The sequence below is a fragment of the Colwellia asteriadis genome (assembly GCF_039523295.1).
In the GTDB taxonomy this organism is placed as follows: domain Bacteria; phylum Pseudomonadota; class Gammaproteobacteria; order Enterobacterales; family Alteromonadaceae; genus Colwellia; species Colwellia asteriadis.
Map to the genome: position 1 here is coordinate 591,284 of NZ_BAAAFA010000001.1, position 20,899 is coordinate 612,182.

20 protein-coding genes are annotated in these 20,899 nt (G+C 38.1%); 1 reads left to right on the top strand and 19 read right to left on the bottom strand.

The annotated features are described in order from the left end of the window. Positions 1 to 27: 27 nt before the first annotated feature. The 17 genes from ABD005_RS02470 to ABD005_RS02550 all read right to left on the bottom strand — a co-directional run bounded on the left by ABD005_RS02470 (position 28) and on the right by ABD005_RS02550 (position 18,434). Entirely contained in the window at positions 28 to 4,284 is a 4,257-nt protein-coding gene (locus ABD005_RS02470; protein WP_343814576.1) for a DUF6701 domain-containing protein, read from the bottom strand. Continuing rightward, entirely contained in the window at positions 4,285 to 4,773 is a 489-nt protein-coding gene (locus tag ABD005_RS02475) for a pilus assembly PilX family protein (protein ID WP_343814578.1), read from the bottom strand. A 31-nt stretch (positions 4,774 to 4,804) separates the two neighbouring features. Then, a complete protein-coding gene (locus ABD005_RS02480; RefSeq protein WP_343814580.1) occupies positions 4,805 to 5,689 on the bottom strand; it encodes a PilW family protein in 885 nt (294 codons plus the stop codon). Then, positions 5,689 to 6,264 (bottom strand): prepilin-type N-terminal cleavage/methylation domain-containing protein, encoded by a 576-nt coding sequence (locus ABD005_RS02485; protein ID WP_343814582.1) that lies wholly within the window; start codon positions 6,262 to 6,264, stop codon positions 5,689 to 5,691. The genes ABD005_RS02480 and ABD005_RS02485 overlap by 1 nt, the downstream gene beginning before the upstream one ends. Next, positions 6,254 to 6,751, bottom strand: coding sequence for a type II secretion system protein (locus ABD005_RS02490; RefSeq protein WP_343814584.1), 498 nt, complete (start codon positions 6,749 to 6,751; stop codon positions 6,254 to 6,256). The genes ABD005_RS02485 and ABD005_RS02490 overlap by 11 nt, the downstream gene beginning before the upstream one ends. Before the next feature lie 61 nt (positions 6,752 to 6,812). Beyond that, the gene (locus ABD005_RS02495; protein ID WP_215978401.1) at positions 6,813 to 7,313 is read right to left on the bottom strand and encodes a type II secretion system protein; all 501 of its coding nucleotides are present in this window, start codon (positions 7,311 to 7,313) and stop codon (positions 6,813 to 6,815) included. 133 nt (positions 7,314 to 7,446) lie between these two features. Next, complete coding sequence (locus tag ABD005_RS02500) at positions 7,447 to 8,058, bottom strand: type II secretion system protein (RefSeq protein ID WP_252738717.1); 612 nt, start codon at positions 8,056 to 8,058, stop codon at positions 7,447 to 7,449. Between the two features lie 215 nt (positions 8,059 to 8,273). After that, positions 8,274 to 8,804 (bottom strand): hypothetical protein, encoded by a 531-nt coding sequence (locus ABD005_RS02505; protein ID WP_343814589.1) that lies wholly within the window; start codon positions 8,802 to 8,804, stop codon positions 8,274 to 8,276. A 60-nt stretch (positions 8,805 to 8,864) separates the two neighbouring features. Beyond that, positions 8,865 to 10,109, bottom strand: a complete 1,245-nt coding sequence (locus tag ABD005_RS02510) for a type II secretion system F family protein (protein WP_343814591.1) — start codon at positions 10,107 to 10,109, stop codon at positions 8,865 to 8,867. A 29-nt stretch (positions 10,110 to 10,138) separates the two neighbouring features. Beyond that, positions 10,139 to 11,854: a GspE/PulE family protein gene (locus tag ABD005_RS02515; protein ID WP_215978397.1), complete on the bottom strand. Its 1,716-nt coding sequence runs from the start codon at positions 11,852 to 11,854 to the stop codon at positions 10,139 to 10,141. Between the two features lie 4 nt (positions 11,855 to 11,858). Beyond that, positions 11,859 to 12,983, bottom strand: coding sequence for a tetratricopeptide repeat protein (locus ABD005_RS02520; RefSeq protein WP_343814594.1), 1,125 nt, complete (start codon positions 12,981 to 12,983; stop codon positions 11,859 to 11,861). Next, the gene (locus ABD005_RS02525; RefSeq protein ID WP_343814596.1) at positions 12,980 to 13,900 is read right to left on the bottom strand and encodes an ExeA family protein; all 921 of its coding nucleotides are present in this window, start codon (positions 13,898 to 13,900) and stop codon (positions 12,980 to 12,982) included. Before ABD005_RS02525 ends, ABD005_RS02520 begins: the two co-directional genes overlap by 4 nt. 109 nt (positions 13,901 to 14,009) lie before the next feature. Beyond that, positions 14,010 to 15,728 carry a pilus (MSHA type) biogenesis protein MshL gene (gene mshL / locus ABD005_RS02530; RefSeq protein WP_343814598.1) on the bottom strand — a complete coding sequence of 573 codons (1,719 nt, stop codon included), beginning with the start codon at positions 15,726 to 15,728 and terminating at the stop codon, positions 14,010 to 14,012. A 52-nt stretch (positions 15,729 to 15,780) separates the two neighbouring features. After that, positions 15,781 to 16,092 carry a hypothetical protein gene (locus tag ABD005_RS02535; protein WP_343814600.1) on the bottom strand — a complete coding sequence of 104 codons (312 nt, stop codon included), beginning with the start codon at positions 16,090 to 16,092 and terminating at the stop codon, positions 15,781 to 15,783. After that, positions 16,085 to 16,816, bottom strand: coding sequence for a hypothetical protein (locus ABD005_RS02540; protein ID WP_343814602.1), 732 nt, complete (start codon positions 16,814 to 16,816; stop codon positions 16,085 to 16,087). The genes ABD005_RS02535 and ABD005_RS02540 overlap by 8 nt, the downstream gene beginning before the upstream one ends. Next, positions 16,816 to 17,418, bottom strand: coding sequence for a PilN domain-containing protein (locus ABD005_RS02545; protein WP_215978391.1), 603 nt, complete (start codon positions 17,416 to 17,418; stop codon positions 16,816 to 16,818). The genes ABD005_RS02540 and ABD005_RS02545 overlap by 1 nt, the downstream gene beginning before the upstream one ends. Continuing rightward, the gene (locus ABD005_RS02550; RefSeq protein WP_343814605.1) at positions 17,418 to 18,434 is read right to left on the bottom strand and encodes a hypothetical protein; all 1,017 of its coding nucleotides are present in this window, start codon (positions 18,432 to 18,434) and stop codon (positions 17,418 to 17,420) included. Before ABD005_RS02550 ends, ABD005_RS02545 begins: the two co-directional genes overlap by 1 nt. A gap of 148 nt (positions 18,435 to 18,582) precedes the next feature. Here ABD005_RS02550 and ABD005_RS02555 point away from each other — a divergent pair, with 148 nt between their 5' ends. Then, positions 18,583 to 19,545 carry a 1-aminocyclopropane-1-carboxylate deaminase/D-cysteine desulfhydrase gene (locus tag ABD005_RS02555; protein WP_343814607.1) on the top strand — a complete coding sequence of 321 codons (963 nt, stop codon included), beginning with the start codon at positions 18,583 to 18,585 and terminating at the stop codon, positions 19,543 to 19,545. A 21-nt stretch (positions 19,546 to 19,566) separates the two neighbouring features. On the opposite strand, the gene ABD005_RS02560 is transcribed toward ABD005_RS02555, so the two are convergent. Both ABD005_RS02560 and gspM read right to left on the bottom strand, forming a co-directional pair. Next, positions 19,567 to 20,325 (bottom strand): type II secretion system protein N, encoded by a 759-nt coding sequence (locus ABD005_RS02560; RefSeq protein ID WP_343814609.1) that lies wholly within the window; start codon positions 20,323 to 20,325, stop codon positions 19,567 to 19,569. Between the two features lie 88 nt (positions 20,326 to 20,413). Then, the gene (gene gspM, locus ABD005_RS02565) at positions 20,414 to 20,884 is read right to left on the bottom strand and encodes a type II secretion system protein GspM (protein ID WP_215978387.1); all 471 of its coding nucleotides are present in this window, start codon (positions 20,882 to 20,884) and stop codon (positions 20,414 to 20,416) included. Positions 20,885 to 20,899 lie beyond the last annotated feature (15 nt).

The window sequence follows — 20,899 nt, forward strand, 5'->3', positions numbered from 1 at the left end:
ACAAAGCGAGAGAAGAGTATATTGCTTTTAGCGTTCAACTTCTCGCTGATAAATAATACGATCATTACCACGAAAAACACCAAAGGTAGCAACAGCAGTAGGGTTATTGGTAAACAAACCGTCATCATCCCAGTCATATTGCAACCAAGGCGCAATAGAATACTCCACTCCAACCTTGCCTTGCAAAATGCCATTACCAGTAGGCGCCGTTAAATAAATATCGCGCGTTGACCCCTCAACAAAGCTACCACTGCCGCCCTCAGCACTCGTTTTATTTTTATTTAAAGTTATCGTGTTTAAGTCAATTTTGCTGCTATCCCAAACAGTACACTCATCGTCAGAGTTGACAACATAGTTACCTGTTGTTGCCAAATATTGTAGATGTAATGGTTGTGGCAGGTTTGAAGTTTCAGGGCCAAAACTATTTTCAAGTATTGCACGACCAAAACGTACTTCTTTTCCTGCTGGGTTGAAGGTAATGACAGTATCAGCGTTTAAAATAGGCCCTAATGCATCAGGATCGCCATCGGCATCATTTGCACTAATAAGATCGGCATCAATTATCGACGCTAAACTTAAATTTATATCCGATGTGAACGGTGGTATCTCTGAATTTTTTTCATGTAAGTAGACAAAATGATCATTAACACTGTAGCGGTAAGTTAATGTTCCTAGTGGCGCTACTTGCTCAATTAACTCACCATTACTATAAGTAGCTACTAAGCGCACTTTATTAGTAGTATCAACACCATATCGTGATGCATCACTAATAGGAAAATCAACCTTAGTATTCGTCCCGCTCCCATCATCAACTTGATAACGATTTATACCCGAAAGTGGTAATCTCATAAAGTCACCACGATAATTTTTTGTAGTACTACAAACGCCTGCTGGGCATAGCGAGGATTTAGCGGTTATTGACAATTGTGGCTGCGTTAAATATTGTAATGTACCTTTAGCTGTAGCTGTTAAATCACTCATTTGCCCGCTATAAACGAATGGCATATCGGGGTCAACGCCTGTACAAATAGAAGCAAGAATGCCGTCATTCACAATACTTAACTCAAAATGATCAGGGGTAAACCTTCCAACATTTACTACCTGTCCTTGAATATTGCCGTCTGAACAGACATTACCGCCATTATCACAGGCATCTAAATAATTACCACTGCTTAAATTAGCCAACAGTTCAATGATGCCGACTTCACTATACGTATAAGAATTATCAACCGTGCTCCCACTAAAACTATTGCTTGTTTCGGTGGATAAATATCCTGGCGCTGCACCAGCATCATTAGGTAGTAATAAGTTATGCGTAACGTCCAATGCAGGAGCTACAAAGTGTCCTGCTACGCTATTACCATTTACTGCAGTAAAATTATCAGGAACACCATCAGCATTGTCATCCTGACCATTTTGCCATTGCACCGCAGTGGCAGTCATCGTAAATGCCTCGCCAGCTTTTTTAAAAGCGCTCTCACTAGCATTTTGCGCAAAGGCGTTAGCACTATTGCTGTCGTTATTAAAGTCTAAAGCAAAAGCAAAAGGACGCACTACATAAGCATTAGAGCTGCCTTTAAAGTCCAATATTTTTTTATTACCTGCATCATCTTCTACTTCAACAAATTTTTGCGCATTCAGGATTAACTTACCTGCATCGGGGTATTGTATGGAGAAATACGCTTTAGAGTCTGCGCCAAAACGTAAACGTCGCTCTGTTACTAACTGAGTAACATCATAACTCTTGTTTGAGTTGTTTAATGTAATAGCATTTTTACAGTCACTACTGTCACCATGACAGCTATAAGAAAGGTTAACATCAACATTGCTATTTTCAGGAAATGCCGCAACACAGCTCGCAGCATTATCACTTGTTTTTACCGCCTGTAAGTATAATGACCTCGCTTTAAAACCTTCATTAGAGGGTTTACCTGATAACTGTATTGGGATCACAGGGTAAGTATTAACTGTATTACCAAAAATAAAACCGCTATCACTAAAGGCAACATTACATGGCGTTGTTGCACTACCTTTACATTGATAAGCTTGATCTAAACTTAACGCCGCATTGCCAATCGATGTGTAAGCATAACTAATATTAGTACTACCACCCGAAACGGTTAAACTACGATTACTTACGCCATTAACCAATAATTCAACATTGAAATTGTCAGTATTTAGAGTACTACATGCTGAGTCTGCGCAGGCTTTAATGATGATATTATCTGCTTGGCAAGTTAACCCTTGCGCATCAATGGTATCAATTTGAAAATGATCAAAGGTAGGGCAGCCAAAACTTTCATTCATATCGGCTGTAATTTCACTTTGGGCTAAAACAAAGTTGTAAATACGAACTTCGTCAAACTTGCCATTAGCCGAATAATTTGATGCAAGAGCTCCATTATTGTTACCACTATAAGTCGATGAGTTATCACCAAAGATAACATTACCTAAATCTTTAATAGCACCTGAAGTATTTCTATTTGCATTGATACGTAGAGTGCCATCAACATATAACTCAAATTGGTTGGTATTAAAATTCCAAGTAGCCGTTATGTAGTACCAAGTATTACTACTTCTTGGTGATATCATTGGCTCCTCAATAAAAAAGTCACCGTCAACATCATCCTCAAACGAGAAGCGCAACAAGCCGTTCTTCATAATATTTAAGGCGAAATATTTGTTACCAACTCCCAAGCCAAGGTTTAATGAGGCGTCAAATAGTGTCCTTTCGCCACCATTATAGCCTCCTTGATCCCAATGAGTATTACCATTAAACCAAAAACTAATAGTCCCCATGTTACCTACATCATCAACTAAATTAACATTAGATGAAAAGGCATTATTAGTTTGTGAGCTTGTATTAGTACCATTACTATCAAATCCTCGACAATATTTACCTTGAGCAACCGATTGCCCACCTATATTGCTAGCGTGATTATCGTTACCGCTGGTATCATCAATTTGACTATTAAAGTTATTTTGTTCAAATTGATATAAACCCACCAATAAAGGGCAGCTAACAGGAGTACGAATACTGCCATCATAGTTAAATTGACTTGCTTGAAAGTTATATATTTCGTCGACATTGCTCGCACTTAACGGGCCATCAAAAACCATGAACTCATCTAAAGGTGCTCTAAAGCCTTGAGCATTATTAGTGTTTACTGCGTCGTATGATGTACCTATATACTTAAGCGTGCCGGTTACAGAGCGGTTAATGGTGTCCACTAAAACACCGTCAATATAAAGCTGAGTTTGACCAGCGTTGTATACCAAAGTTAAGTGGTGCCATGAATTATCTAAACTGGCAAAAGAATAACTACCATTAGTCGCTCCCGACAAATTATAAACTCCCCAACGCCAACTATTATTGCGGTCTAAATACAATAAATCACCACCACCACTCATAGAGCCTAAAATGTAATAACGGCTACCAGAAGTTATTGTTGGCTTTTTAAACCAAACTGAAACAGAATAGTTTGTCGGTAAGGGGACGGCTGTTTCTATATAGTGCCTTTGATTTGATAGGTTTACCGCACTTTGAATTTGCCCTGTACTTTCACGCTCAACCCCATTAAAAGTTCTACCCGAAAAGTTCCCTGTACTATCAATTATTTCACCGACAGCGCCAGTATAACTACACTCATCAAAGTGGTAATCAAGTATTGGCTCAGGCGTTATTACAGGAGTATTGTCGCACATACCGTTAAAGTCAGCGTTATTAATAACATATTCATCGTAATTAATCGTGACTCTTGCATTAGTTGAAATACTTCCCTCTGCAGCCACCGCACCATTAATTTCAATACCACCGGGGCTATTACTATCGTGAGGGTCATCAGGATTTCCTGATAGACTAATTGCGCCTCTAGCATAAATAATGGCGTTAATTTTAGTGTCGTTACCACTAATAGACATACTACCATTAGCAATAATAATTAAATCTTCAGGGTTCCCATCAACATTTATTTGGGCATTGACCCAATTAACCCCGTTAGCAATATAGAGTCTTGCTGTAGTTTCACTGGCAGGTGATGATGATACAAATATTTCTTGTTGCGCAGCATTACTTTGATACTGCCCATCACCCAAATTTAACGTTTGAGGATTAGCAAGAAACCCATCGGCACCACTAAAGTGAGGGACATTGATGAATACCTTATCGGGGGGCAATAAACCATGGGGCATTGGTGAACTCGGAAATATATCGAGGCACTCAGCTGCATAAAGCCAAGGCGCAGAAAACACCATGAGAAAGATAAAGCTTACAATACGAAGCATTTATAAACTCCTCGCTTCAACTTGAATAGTGCGGCTACTTAGTACTACATCTTTAGTATCACTGGTTATAGCACCGCTACCACATTCACCTGTACTGGTTAAACGATAATACTTAATGAGTGTATCTGGGTCACTAAAGTACAATTGGCAAGTTGCGACAGCTTTGCAGTGATACAAGCCAGGTATATCTATACCTGTTTCAGGTAAGTTATATGTTTTATCTACTGGGCAATTATCAATAATCATTACCGCAGGGTCAGGGTTCAATGGAAATAGTTTTTGTAAATGCGCTTGCATACCTGAGTTTGCCGCCATCAATGCTCGACTGCCAATAACTTCTTGAGCAATTGTTTCACTACTACTTGATAAAACGCGCATCAAAGCAACTCCTAATAAGGTTAAAACAATAATAATAAATAATGCCAAAATTAACGCACTCCCTTGTGAGCGTTGCTTTTGTCTACTTAGTAAAATTACTTGTTTAACCACGAATAAACTCCATTAGTACTAGCACTTCAATTTACGGAATATTATTAATATGAATCGCATGATCAAAAATAACGGTTTCTGTATCACGGGTAAAATTGAGTTTTATTTGCACTACCGCATTACGTTGTAATGAAGCTGGTAACACTGTAAATGGTAGGTTATTTTTATTAAAAAAAACATTTTGTGCCATTAAACTGTAGCTACCATTTAGGATATTACTATTTGGTGGTAACTCTTGATTATGGTTGAAATTGTAACTTGAATAGCGATTGAGTACGCCATGTTCTACACAATAACTTACTGGCTCATTAAAAATAAATGCCCTACTTGTTGGCGAATATTCCGCAAAATTAACATTACCCGCAGTTAAATTAATAACAGGATCAAGATAACTAGCAATTGCAAAAACCTTACTGATATTATCATTATGGTTTTGATAAACATCTTCGGGCGAAAGTGGATAAACGATAACTCGGTCGCCACAACTATTACAGACATAATTGGCATTTTTTAAGGTTAAAAAAGGAATAACCGTTAAGTTATTGACTGGGGCATCTGGTATAACCGCTAGCTTTGTATAAACGGTACTAGCAACAATAGGTACAAATTCAAGACATTGCTTAGTAGGATTTGTCGAGTTATCAACAGCAACTCTAATACTGTTAGGTACCGCATTACGAATCTCTCGATTTAAACGCTCAATAGCAAAACGGGCGCTTGAAGTCAGCTCATCGCGTTCAGTAACATTCACATAGGTTTGGGTACTTAGAGTAATAAAACCGCCAATACCAACTGACATAACCCCTAAGATAATAATAACGATAATCAGCTCCATTAAAGTGAAGCCGTTATTTTTGTGCTTAATATGATTGCGGTTAGCTTTTACGCGCGCTTTAGCTACATTAAACATCGCCATTAAAAGTTTGCCTTATGGGTAGCAAATTTTATTTCTGTACCTAACGGAGTAGTAACAGTGACAACAATACGCTTAGCTAAAGTATGCGCTAAGCCTAAGTCTTCGCCAGCATAGCTAACCTCTACACTGATAATAAAACTGCTGTAACTATTATCGAGTGCAACCCCTTGCACATCCCTCTTTTCGTTATAACCATTGTAGTCATCAACATCATTATAAGTACTACTATCGTTCGCGGTTTCACCTGCTGCTGCTTCAAAACCTAAATCGGCCTCATCGGTGCAGGAGTTAGTACCGTCATCTGGCTCACCACAGCGAATACGTCCACCCGCCATATCTGATTTGTGATCAAAAGCTCGGCTACTAATATCATTTAACATGCTTTGCCCTAATTCTGCGGCTTTAACTTGCAAAATATTATCCGCGCTTTTCTCTTCGGTTGGCACAATTAATGATGAAACTATCGCCAATGCAATAGATAACACAACAATGCCAATAATAATTTCAACTAAAGTAAAACCACGCTGTTTAGCTAAGTTTACTGAAGAGGTAGATAATGAAGATTTAAAGCCCATGAATATAACCTTCAGCTTCAATTTTAATGTCTAGGCTTTCAACAGCACTTGTAACCGTAATAGTGCAGCCACCATTACAATTACTAGTGGGATAGCTAGGGCGACCTAACCAATCAAAACGAACAATAACGGAAGAATTACCGCCAATTGAAAAGGTAATATTATTACCTGATTCAACAATATGACCAGTTAAGTCAGGTTGCCAGCTAGCCCGCATAATATTTTGCTTTGTACAATCGGTTCTATCATCAACCCCGTAACGTTGCGCTTCAATAATAAGTTGATGGCAATAATGACTATTTGAATCAGTTTGCTGCATAGCACGCTGTTGAGTTAAGCGCAGCGCCGAAATTAATTGTGCGCGATGGGTATGTGCTTGATAGCTGTTAGAGCCATCAAATTTAGGCAATATATTAATAGCCAAAATCGCCACTATAATAATAACGGTGACTAATTCTATGGTAGTAAAGCCTAGATTATTTCTCATAAATTGATTTTTTTAGACAAAAAAGGAGAGCTTAGCTCTCCTTTTTTAATAATAATAAAGACTAACAACCAGTAAACACCGTTATGGTTGGTTTGGCACCAACAGCAGTTGCTTCAATATACTGAACAGAACATGCATCACCAGCTGCTGGGCTAGCTGGCTCTTTGCCGTTAGCATATACTGCATAAATTGCTGTAGCTCCATCACCCTCTGTACCTATTTGTGCAACAGTAAAGTCATTAGTTGTATCAATATCTAACATATTTCCCCAATCCGTACTATCGTTTGTTGGATACCCATAACTTATCGCCACATCATTTGTTGAGTCTACAGAAACTTCCTTACCATCTGAGAATGGTGCATCTTGATCGCCAGCAATTAAAGACTTAGAGTGAACGAGTGTTGATGCACTTTGCATTGACGCTTTAATAGCCTTTAGTGTTGCTTCATGTGCATCAGCATTAAGATTAATAAACTTAGGTGCTGCGGTAACCGCTAAAATACCTAAAATAACAATAACGACCACTAATTCGATTAAAGTAAAGCCTTGTTGCTTTTTCATTATGTATACCTACTACTTATATAAAAGTTAAAATTAAAAACGAGTTGATATTCCATTCACTTTATATTGCTAAGAGTTTTAGGCGATAGCGCCAATAAAACCCGTAGCAATTCATCCCTTATGACACGACTAACTATTCAATTAATACCAAGACAGAACTGTTTGCTGGTTGGTAAGTGAAACTATTACCTACAACAAGATTTGCAGGGTCTACATATAAACCATTAGCATCTCTATTTAAGGTATCTTTTAAATAGTAATGACACAATGAAGTAGAACTACTACCCGACTTACTGGCAAAGTAATTAATACCGTCGCCAGTAGCACTATTCAAAGTCGTTAAGCTAGAGGTAATTGTTGGTGGTTGCTGTAAAATATTTTCCCAAATTTCAATACAATTTTCTACGCCAAAACCACCACCTAAACCGCCACCGTCAGTTAAACCAACGACATAGCCAGGTCTTATTTGTGGAGTTGTTGTTGTATTTTCTAAAGTTAAAATTAACTGAGTACCGTCATACGACACTGTATTATTGGTTCCTGTTTGTGGGCGACCTTCTGCTTCCCATTGTGAACGTACTAACGAAACACCTGTAGCGAAGCCACCCGCCATACCTTCAATATTAGCTTGTTGTGCCTGTTCAGTTAGATCAATAAACTTGGGAATAGCAGTTACAGCTAACAAGCCTAAAATAACCACCACAATCACTAATTCAATTAAGGTAAAACCTTTTTGTTTACTCATTTCTTTAGGTAAACCCTTTGAATAAATATGCATACTTACCTCACAAACACTCAAAAATTACAGTAAACAGCTATAAATCAGTAGCCTATCTACCATGTCTTATAAACTATTGTAGCAACAATTTATAATAAAATTCATTCATTTAATTGTATATTTGTAGTGCATATTACAAATTAAATCAACTTATTAGCAATTAATTAGTTGTTAACACCAAATTAATTATCATTACCGTACACCTGAGTCACCTGACCCGTCGCACTGTAGTATTCAAAATAATCGCCTGTTGATAAAATATATCGGCATTGATGATAATTACTCAATCGCTCATTGTGTATTTCTATTGCTGCTACAGAAAACTTCATTAATGACATTGGCATACTCATCGCTAACTGCCAAATATGTTCACATGCCGTAACATTATGCTTAACTAGGCTGCTTCTTTCGGTATCAAGCCAGCCTTTTTCGTTTACACTTACGCGCACAACACTTGCTGCTTTATCTTGCTTAGCAACACCTGACAAACTCACAACAGGCGGCCGGTTATCCATTTGCCATTGAGCATGTACAACAACCACAGTATTTTTAAAGTTTTGCGCTAGGGTTTTAAAGCCCGCTTTGGTGATATTTTCTTCTTGAGAAAAATAATAGCCAATAAATAATTTCATTAAAAAGCCCAATAGAATAATCACCAGAATAAACTCTGCAACTGACTTTTCTCTTTTTTCTGAGCTTTTAGATGTTTGCATAATAGTATGCTTGCACTTAGTTAACGTTAATGGAACATTAAAATATATATGTTAGAGCTATTACTTACCTTGCATTGCTGACGCCATATCCCACATTGGTGTGAATATCCCCAATGCTAACACCAACACCATCACAGCAACGATAACTAACAATAGCGGCTCAATTCGGGCGGTTAAGGTGCTTAAGTCGTAATCAACTTCACGTTCATAATAATCGCCAACCTCTTTAAGTAGGTCGTCCACACGCCCAGTTTCTTCGCCTACTGCCACCATTTGTAAAACAAGCGGTGTAAATAAAGTACTGGCAATGGCTGAGCGTAAAAGACTTTCACCGCTTTCAATGGCGACACGCATCGCAATAATTTTTTCTTGCATATAGCTATTATCAACAGCATCAGCGACTAAATTCAAGCCGGTAGTCATTGGCACCCCTGCCTTTAATACGATACCAAAGCTATGAGAAAAGCGTGCTAAAACAGAGCGCTCAATTATACTGCCAATAATAGGTAGTTTAACTTTTCGTTTATCCCAGTGAAAACGCCCTACAGGTGTTTTTAAATAGCGTTTAACACCAAAAAAAGTAACAACTAACACCAGCAGCATATAAGGCCAATAATTAAGAAATAGATTAGAGCTGGCAATAAGAAAACGAGTTGCTAATGGAAGATCTGCACCAAGCTTGGCAAACATGTTAGCAAAAGTGGGGATTACAAAAATATTTAAAATAACAATAGCAGCAGAGAGAGCAATAACAACCATAGACGGGTAACGTAACGCGGTTTTAATACGTTTTCGGGTTTGTTGTTCGCGCTCTAAATAATTAGTAAGCTTTAAAAAAGACTCATCAAGTTGCCCAGTGTTTTCACCAACGTGTATTAAAGAGACAAAAAGAGAGTTGAAAATATTAGGGTGCTGATTAAATGCAGATGATAAGGCATAGCCCCCTTCAAGTTGCTTGGTAATTTCAGTTAACGCTTTTTTTAAACTCACTGAAGTACTCGACTCTGCCATGCCCTTAATTGCTCGTAAAATCGGCACACCTGAGCGCATTAAAGCATACATTTGTCGACAAAAAATAATGAGTTCATCAAGAGAAACTTTATTAAAGCCAAGTAACTCCATAACATCTTGATTGCCCGAACTCTGGTTGGTGCTATCCGTTTTTTTATTAGCAGCAACTATAGCAATTGGTGTAATACTTTGGCGAAACAGCAACTCAGCAACGCTGGTAGAGTCTGCCGCATCAATAGTTCCTGAAACTTGACTACCTGCACTGTTACGACCTGTATAGTTAAATGTTGCCATTATAAATAGACCTTAGCTGCTGCTTTTCATTAGGCGTTAATATCAACGGTTTCAACTAAGCGTAGCACTTCTTCGACAGTAGTTATTCCTTGCAGCGCATAATCAAATGCTGCGTGTGCTAACGGCTTAAACGTAGGATTAGCTTTTGCTAATTGACTAAAAGCGTCGCTATCATCACGTTTTAATGCCGACATCATCGCCTCATTCATTTCAAGTAGCTCAAAAACACCAATACGCCCTTTATAACCGGTATATTGGCAAGACTGACAACCTTTACCATGAAAGTACTCGGCTTGATTTGCTTTGTCACCCGCTAAATGGGTTAACCATAATAGCTCTTGTGCATCGGGTTGGTAGCTTTCGCTACATGAATCACATACTCTGCGCACTAATCGCTGCGCAATAACCGCTCTTAATGAACTGCCAACTAAAAAGCCAGCAGCTCCCATGTCAATTAAGCGTAAGGCACTAGTAATAGCATCGTTAGTATGCAATGTTGATAGCACTAAGTGACCCGTTAATGCGCCACGTAAACCTATTTCAACCGTTTCTTGGTCACGCATTTCACCCACCATCATAATATCGGGATCTTGGCGAAGCGCGGTACGTAAAACGCTTGAAAAAGTTAAGTTTATTTTAGGGTTAACTTGTACTTGATTGACTCGTGATAGACGATACTCAACAGGGTCTTCTACGGTAATAATTTTTTTACTAGCCTGATTAAGCTCACTTAATGCCGCATAAAGTGTGGTGGTTTTACCGCTACCGGTTGGTCCGGTTACCAACACCATACCATGAGGGCGTGATATTTGATGACGAATTCGCTTAATTAAATCGGCTGGCATACCCGTTTGCTCAAAGGATAATAAACCTGCTGACTGGTCAAGCAAACGCATAACCACCGACTCACCATATTGCACTGGCATAGTAGACATACGCACATCAATACTATGACCTGAGATTTGAATATTAAAGCGACCATCTTGCGGTATACGCTTTTCAGAAATATCTAATCCTGCCATTAGCTTTAAACGCAGTACCATCGCTGAGGCTATTTTATTTTCTTTTAAAATACTCTCTTGTAAAACACCATCAATACGTTGGCGAATACGCAATTGCTTTTCGTCTGGCTCTATATGAATATCTGAAGCGCGCATTTGCACGGCATCTTCAAATACTGACTGCAATAGTTTACCAACTGTTGCATCACCGGTTTCATCAACAAAGCTACTTGAAACATCAAACGTCGATGATTGCTCATATTCTTCTTCAAGCTGACTGGCAAAAGATTCGATATCGGCTGTACGGCGATATAAACCATCAAAGGCTGAGAATAACTGCGACTCCATCACTACAGCTAACTCAATACTTTTCGGTGCCAACATACGTTCAAGCTGATCTAAGCCACTTAAATCGGCTGGGTCACTCATACCTAGTAAAACCGAGTCACCTCGATCTTCAATAATTAACGCGCGTAAACGCCGAGCGTGCACTTCAGGTAATAGAGCTGCAACACTACTAGGAATTTTTCTTTGGCTTATATCTAAAAAAGGTACTTCAAGCTGCTGCGCCAAAAACTGTAATAGTTGGCGTTCGGATAAATGCTGCAACTCAATTAAGGTATCACCGAGTTTTCGACCTGTGCTTTTTTGACTATTAAGCGCTTCCATTAGCTGCTCATCAGAAATGATATTTTCATGAACTAATAAGTCGCCTAAGCGCATTTTTAATTTAGGGGCAGCCATGTATTTATTCTCCTAAAGCTACAATGCGTTGCTGCGCAAAGCTTGCCGAATCTGTTGATAGTTCACCGCGCTGTAGTGCTAATTTATATTGCGCTATCGCTAAATCAAATTGACTATTTTGGTCGTAAACAATAGCTAAACCTAAATACCAACGGGCACTATTAGGTTGCATTTTAAGTAATAATTTATAAGCGTTAATTGCTGCCTCATATTGAGCTACTTGCTGTGCGGTATTAGCTAAAAGTATTTGATAGTCTTGCTGCTCTAGTTTTCTTAGCGGTATTAATGCTTGATACGCTAAAGAGACTTTATTCTGTTTGAGTAGTATTTGTGCCTGTAGCATACGTAAACCACTATTATTCGGGCTTATCGCTATACCTTGCGCCAATAAATTTATCGCTTCTTGCCACGCTTGACGACCAAACCATAACGCAGCAAGTTTTTTTCGCGCTAGCACTTGTGTGGCATCAATAATCAAAATATCTTCAAATAATTGCTCAGCCTTAGCTATTTCATTACGGTTAATCGCAGCTTCTGCTTGTGTTAACTTTTGTTGTACCAACTCAGCAGAAGTAAAATGCCGACTCGACACTAACATTTTTGCTTTATTAGCCGGTTGAGTTATTACTGGCTTATCGACTTTAGGTTTAGGCTCTATTGCTTTGACTCTGTGAGGAGGTATTACGGGTTGCTCAGTAGCTGCGACGTCCTCAACACTAGTTTGCTCTTGCTTACTAGGCAATGCTCTTTGGGTTATACTTTCGTTGCTCAGTGTACTTTCATCTGTACTACTCACCATGGCTTTTTCGGCGCTGTTTTTTTCGGCGCTGGTATCTTCAATTTTTTTAATATGAGCAACCTGAACTTCATTTACGGTTTCAGGTGCCGTAACAGCAAGTAATTTGGCGGTATGATTTTCAATATTTTCAGCTTTTAAGGCGTTATTCTCGCTCACTAAAAACCAAACGTATAAACCTACAGCATTACAAAGCAAGATGACGGCTAAAGTAATAGCGATAAGTTTTACCGAAGAGCGCGGCGCAGACGTCATTACTGGGCTAGCATTAGGTGCTCCTGGCTCTGGCGATCTGTCTTGTAAATCTTTTAACATTTGATTGATAACACTCACAGCTTCATATCCCATCCGTAATAACTAAAACCAGCCACAAGTAATACACTCACACATAATATAAAACTTAAAATCATACTAAAGCGAAAGAAGTGGGACGATGAGCGGTTAATAGATTCAGTGTCTTTGATAGCAACTTTTAGCTGTTGAACACTCATTTGATAGTGCCCTTGCCCATAACTTAGCATCAACATTTTATGACATAAAATATTTACCAATCTTGGAATTCCTTGACTTGCCTTAGTAATTTTTTTACATAGACTTTTCGAAAATAACGAAGCACCTTTATATCCTGCAACTTGCATTCTATGTTGAATATAATGATTAACTTCGGCTTCATTCATCGCCCGTAATGTATAAGAAAATGTAATTCGTTGATGTAATTGGCGAAAATTATTTTCATTCAACCGAGTATCTAACTCGGGCTGAGCAAATAACACCACTTGTAATAATTTACGAGTTTCTGTTTCTAAGTTAGTAAATAACCTTAATGCTTCTAAGCTTTCATCAGGTAAGGCTTGAGCTTCGTCGAGAATAAGTACAACGGAACGACCTTGACCATGCAACTCCAGTAAACGACTTTGAATCCGTTGAGTTAACAGTTGAGTGTTCATACGCTGTGCTTGTTTTACACCTAGCTCTAACGCAACGGCTCGTCTTAATTCATCAGGATTTAAATAAGGGTTAGGAATATAAGCTGTAACAAAATGCTCGGGAATTTCATTTAAGAGCTTACGACATAGCAGGGTTTTTCCTGTACCTACTTCACCAATAACTTTAATGAACCCTTCGCCAGTTTTAAGTGCCGTCATTAACACAGCTAATGCTTCGTTATGCGGAGTAACACCAAGAAAAAAGTTGGTATTTGGTGTTAGCGTAAAAGGTAATTCGCTTAAACCAAAATGATAAAGGTACATAGTTATCTCTGTTTATTACGCTATTTTCACGATGATTACTTAAAAAGTTAAGAGAGCTAAGCTTAAATGTGACTAAGTTAGCTCTAGTGAATTAATGCAGCGTTATAAATTAATTACACGCTTGTTGGTCACCTTGGCAACTTTCTTTATTTTCTGGATACCACTTTTTCAGTAAGTCACGGGCATCTTGTAATTGCGTTTTCCAGGTATCTTGGCCAACAACCATTGGCTTAAGTAATATAATTAACTCTCGTTTTTGGCTAGTAACGCTCTTACTTTTAAAGAGTTCCCCTAAGTATGGAATGTCGCCTAACAATGGCGTTTTTGATTCGTTATCAATAGTATAGGTTTCAATTAAACCACCTATAACCACAATTTCACCTGACTTCGCTTTAATAATAGTGTCTGACTCACGAACACTACTTAACGCTAATGGCAGCACTAATAGTTCGTTACCGAGTTTAATCGATTTATTTTGTTCGTCTGTTAGCGTCACTGACGGGTGAACATGTAAAATCACCCCACCATCTTTATCTATTTGCGGGGTAACGTCTAAAGCTATGCCAGAAAAGAAAGGCGTCAATGTCACCTCTGGGGTTGTTGTGGTTGCCGTTCCAGTGGTAGTAGTGCTTGAAATTTCAGTGACAAAATATTCATCTTCACCCACTTTAATAACCGCTTTTTGGTTATTAGTAGCGGTAATTCTAGGACTAGATAACACCTGAACATTACCTTGGGTTTGCAATAGGTCAATCACACCACTAAAATCTGGTCCCGAAAAGCTTAATGACGTACTTCCACCTATTTTTGATGATATAGAGTTGCCCGCTATTTGACCCGCCGTATTGAAGGTAAAGTTGGTATTACCTAGACTACCTAATACTTCATCCCAGCGAACTCCTTGTTGGTAATCATCATTCAAAGTTACTTCCATGATTTTTGCTTCAATAATAACTTGGCGATGCAGATGCGCTTCCGTATCGTGAATAAATTTCTTCACGGCATTAATTTCTGATGGCAAACCACTAACAGTTACTAAACCCGCTAATGGTGAAACAATCACTGAACGACCATTTTCAGTACCAACAAAGCTAGTTAACGTATCTTTTAGCTCTTGCCAAAAATCAGATTCATTTTCGGTATAAATGTTAATGCCACTCGTTGCATTTTGGTTATTCTGATTGTTATTGTTGTTATTACTGCCATTATTTCCGTTACTGTTATTATTGCCATTATTATTGTTGTTATTCCCGCTATTAGGATCGTTTTCTGAAACCCCTCCAGAATTGATACTGGTGCTAGAAGTGCCATAGCGTTTTAAAAATAAATAATTTAAAGCAATAGTTTCGGTGCGAATACCGGCAGGGTAAACCTGAATAATACTTTCTCTTTTAACTATTTCAAATCCGTAAATTTCTTGAACAACATCCAAAACCTCACTTAAAGTAACATCTGTTAAGTTAAGTGATATTTGCCCGACAACATCAGGGTGAATAGCAACGCTATAATTTGAACCTTCAACAATAGCGCCAAAAAAGTCTTTCGCGGCAACATCACTGGCCGACACTTGCAATCTTTTTTCAGATAACAAACTATCTTTAGCTTGTTGCATGCTTTGTTGCATTAACTCTTGTTGTACTGAGTTAGGAACAGACTCCAACGGTTTAGGCGCGTGTAAAGTCGCGGTTTCATTAATCGCTTGATCAAGGTTATTTTTGAATTCACTTGGTTCTTTTGGCACACTTTGACAACCAACCAAGGTTAATAACAAGCTTGAGAGCACTGTACTTAAAGTAGATTTTTTTATAAAAGTTGCTGTTTTTGTCATTATTAACTTGTCACTTTTTTAAAAGCATTAAACCTAAAAGATAGATCAAAATCTACCTTAACACTTTGTTTTTAAAAATATAAAGTTTTATATTTTCGTCATCACTATGTAAAACGACATTATCATCATTAATTTGTGCTACTTGATACTGTCCTAACGCGGCTCCCTGCTTAATTACTTTTCCATTAATAATTGCCATAGCCACATTATCACGGTGAATAATGGACTGTAATACCAGTTTATTTTCAGTAATAGTAGACGCCGATTCACTGGCAAACGGTTTTGTTGGATCGCTGGTTGCGTGAGCCACCTCAAAAAAATTGAGCGATATTAACAAACAAAGCAATAATAAACGTTTATACACCCACAAACTCCTTTTTAGAGCCTAAGCTATATATTTCTATCGATAGTTCATTTAACGGATAGTCTTTTACTTTAAAGTCAAACTCTTGCCAAAAAAACTTCCACGAAAGTTGCTCTAGCTGATGTAAATATTGTTGTAGTGCAAAGTAATCTCCCGCCAACTTTATTTTTATGCCATGTCGATATAAATTTAAACCAATGTTTTGAGGGGCTTTATTATCAATTTTCTCATCGCCATTACTCACGGTTGAAGTTAACTGAGCAGTGGATGACTTATCATTTTGTTCGCTAACAACAGTTAGTAGTGGCTCCGCTCCTATTAACTCAAAAGACAATAACTCAACCCCTTTAGCAACGTTAAGTAGGTCAAGTAAGGCGTAGCGCATTTGTATTGGGTTAATAAGTTCTGACGTAAGCGCGAGTAGCTGTTCATCAATTTTTGCCAATTTATGCTCAAATGCTGATATTTTTTCACGCACAAGGCGATTAGGATCTTGCTTTAAAGCTTCTTTATACTCATTAATAGATAAAACCAAAGTGCGGTTATTTATTTCTAACTGTTTTATTTCATTAGTAAATACATTATTAGAAACCATTTTATTATCGATGAAGAAGTGAAATATTACCAAAGTAATCACAACCAACCCCGTTAACATTATCAATATTTGCTCGCGAGGAGTAATTTCTAAATACTTTCGACTATATTCTTGCCATTGTTTTTTCATTATTCACCTGCTGCAATTGCGCTAGAGCTAACAATAAACGTTGTCATATTTTCATCATTTTTTGCAAGTCTAAAATGAACAAAGTCTTTACCCGATAATAAGGTAGATTTTTCAAAGCCTGACAACCAAGCAGGTACTGTTTCTGGTTTTTTAGCGATACCAGCAAAGCTCATATCATCATTACTAATAGTAATATGCTGCAAACGAATATCACGATGATGCAATTCGGCTAGTTCAGTCATAGCCATAGAAAAACCACTAACAAATATTTGCTTAGTATCGGTAAGCTTAGTTAGCAATGTATCTTTATGTTGTAATAATAATTTAACGGTTGTTAACTTTTCTTCTAATAAAGGATCCGCTTTACGGTTTACTAATCGTTGCTCTAAGTCTTCCATGACTTTAGTTTGGTGTTTTTTTTCTAACGCTAAAGCACCATGTTTTTCACTTAGGGCAGCGTACTGTACATTGACGATAATTGCCCAAAGCAGCATAAATAGTAAACTTACCCCCCATAAAGCAATCACTCGCGGTAACGTCAATAACACTTGTTCAGGTAGTAGCTCAGTTTGCAGTAAATTTACGCTATATTTACCCGCCATTACACACCACCTTCTAGCTTGTGAGCCTGTGGTTCAGATATTGTTGCTTTTTCAAGTTCGACAGCTGCCGTATTATCAACGATACTTCTAAATGCAGCACCTAATGCCGCCGCATACTCTCTCTGTTCATGATAAGGCTTAGGTAAAGCTAATAAGGTTACAGGCACATTAGTGTTTTCGGCTAGTTTACGAGCAAAGAAGGCTTCTAATTTTATCGGGACTAAAACTTTTAACTCTTTAATAGGAGCCTGCTTTAATTGTCGCTCAAAATAATCCGTTGAACGTTGTATTTCTAAACTCAGATTATCAATAATATGACCTGCTAACTCTTCTTCTGTGTTATTAGCAAGCTGTGCAAACCCGCGTAGTCGACGATGAAAAAATAACTGCCCTTGTTTAACAATCAGTATCAGAATTTCCTCATGCGGCTGCTGACAAACTAATAAACACGCATCATTTTGTTTGGCGACTAAATTAGCAAACGCAAATTCTGGCGTAGTAATGCTAATTAAGCTCATATCACCATCGTTTATAGTTGCGACTAATTTTTTAAGTTCAGGTACAGCAGCACAAACAACATTAATTTTTTCTACGCCGCCTGAAAGCACAGGTCCATCAAAGTAATCAAGCACCATATTTTCTGGCGAAACAGAAACAAGATCTTTAATTTGCCACTTTAGTGCAGCGCAAATTTCACTGTCGGGAACGCTAGGTTTATCTACTTGTACGATTTGTGTTTGGCTAGCATTTAACACCAAATGAGCTTGCCCAGCTAAATTATGTTTATTATCAAGTTGTTCAATAGCCAGAATAAAGTCTGAATTAGCAACCTTACCTTCATCAAATAAAACAGTATTATTCTGTTCAGGCGTTTGCGCCTCGCTTTGGCTTTGGCTTTGGTTTTGGCTTTGAGGTATTGAACACAGTGAAATCACCTGTTGTTGCAAGGCAATACCAATAACCTGAGCAGGTTGTTTTTTGGAGAATAATTTACTTATATGTGTTAATAATGACATTTATCTGTTTTATACCAATTCTATTAAATTTGAGCTGAAACAGCTAAAATTAGCATTAATCCATTATCCTTAATTACCCATAAGGTGCAAGTGATTTCCTATTTTTCCTTGTTAACAAGCAAGTTACATCAACACAAGCATAGTCACCATGAAGCTAAAGAACAACTTTTCAGCACTAGAAAAAATTAATCACCCACTGTTCACTCAACATAAAGTGCAAGTAGAAATTAAACGTGATGACTTACTTCACCCAATTATCTCAGGAAACAAATGGCGCAAACTAAAATACAACTTAGAACACCTAAAAAAACAAGGTTATAGTGGCGCTTTAACTTTTGGTGGTAGTTACTCAAATCATATTCATGCTTTTGCCTTTGCATGCTACCAATTAGGCTTGCCTTGTTTGGGCATTATTCGAGGCGAAGCACAATATGAAAATAACTACACCTTAAGCTGGGCAAAACATTGGGGCATGCAATGTCACTTTGTTGATAGAAAAACTTACCGCCGCCGTTTCGATGATGATTTTTTATTAGAATTAAGCCAACAGTATCCTAATTTTTTTATCATTCCAGAAGGGGGTAGTAATAAATTAGCCGTTGAGGGCGTAAGTGAGATAATAGCCGAGCTAGCACAACAAACACAGTTTGATACTCTTTTAACACCTGTTGGTAGTGGTGGCACTTTAGCAGGGCTTATCGATGGCGATAGCCAACTGTTTGAAACTAAAAGTCAGCATAAGTTATTAGGTATTGCGGTTTTAAAACAAGCAGAATATTTAAGTAATGAAATAAAGGCACTGTTGAGTGAACAAGGAAAAACACACCAAAACTGGCAGTTAATGACGCAATTTCATCGCGGTGGTTATGGCAAATTTAGCCCTGAAGATCTTACCCGTATCATTCGCTTTAATGAACAAAGCCAATTAACCTTTGAACCGGTATATTCAGGTAAAATGTTGCTAGCGTTACTTGACTTACTTGAACAAGGTTACTTCAAGGCGAATGAACGTATAGTATTATTGCACACTGGCGGCTTACAAGGTTTAGGGGGCATGATAGAGCAACAACGCTTGCGCGCGAATGATTGGCCTAAATTACCGCTCCCTTAACGCTCACCGAATGATCACTTGCTAAAATTGTAAACGATAGCGACCTTGTGCATCCGCCCTACCCAAAAAAGGTAACGCCGACTTTAATTGTTCAGGAAATTTAGCCCCAGGTTTTAAGTGCCCTTGCCCTGTCGCGGCAATTTTGCCACGCTGCGCGCTTACTAAGGCAGTAAAGCTTAACCCTAAATCATTATTAGGTGACACTGTCGCCGCTAACTTTCCTTGTTCACAACTTAAGTCTGCCGCAAACTGGCCTAACTTGATATTTTGTTTCATGGCAATAACACCGGCTCGTATCCAATTCACATTGCCCTGCGCTTGCTGGCACTCATAAGTACTTAAAGAGATAGTTATTGAAGATAGCTGTAATTCAGCATCGCCTTTTGCAGTAACAGGTAATGGCAACTTTAGTTGCTGAGCAATATCATTAGCTTTAACATATAAAGTAACATCAGAGAGTTCAAGCGTACTTTGTGATATTGCTAACGTCAGTTCACCTTGTGGTCCAGGTAAAATATCATTACCAAAGTGGATATTTACCTTGGGTGTTAAGGTAAATAAAGACCAAAAGCTGAGCTTTGTGTTGATTTTTTGAATATGATTTTGATTAACCACCACTTGCGCTATTTCACCTTGCCACACAGTACCCGAAACACCCTGCACATTAATATGATTAGGCAATTTAACGCTGTTAATAACAAATGCTAACGGTAATGTCGCAATAATAAAAACTAGATAACTCATCAAAAAAAACGCCCCAAGGGCAAACCACTTTTTCATTAACACTCTCAATTATTATGCTTAAATTCTAAAGCTTATTGTATATATTGTAATAACATTGCGATGAACAATACCATTAGCACTGTGATTAATGCCTACTTAACTGCAACCGTCTTACTTTCACTTCACCTGAGCGATCAGCACGCGCTAAGTCGATTGACTCTACGTGTATTTTTTCATTATTCACTAAATGTTCTAACCAAAACAGCAGTTGGGTAAAAGGAACGCTATCTAACCATACTTGAATATCATCACCTTGAGGTTGAACACGCGTTATGGTTAATTGATATGAATTAGCGCTACGGTTAACAATGCCTGACAAACTGCCCTGACTTTGACTTGAGCCGCCTACACCTTGTGCACGTTTATAACGTTGTGTATTTTCATTAACCCAAGTCAACAATGCCTGTTGCCTTACCAGCTTTTTATCCGCATTAATTAAGTTGCTATTAAGCGGCTGCCAAATCGCACTGTAAAATATGAAAATAGTAATCACTGCTGCCATTGCTGCGATCAACGCCTGCTCACGACTATTTAGCTGCTGCCACCATGCTTTCATTATGATGTTTCCTTT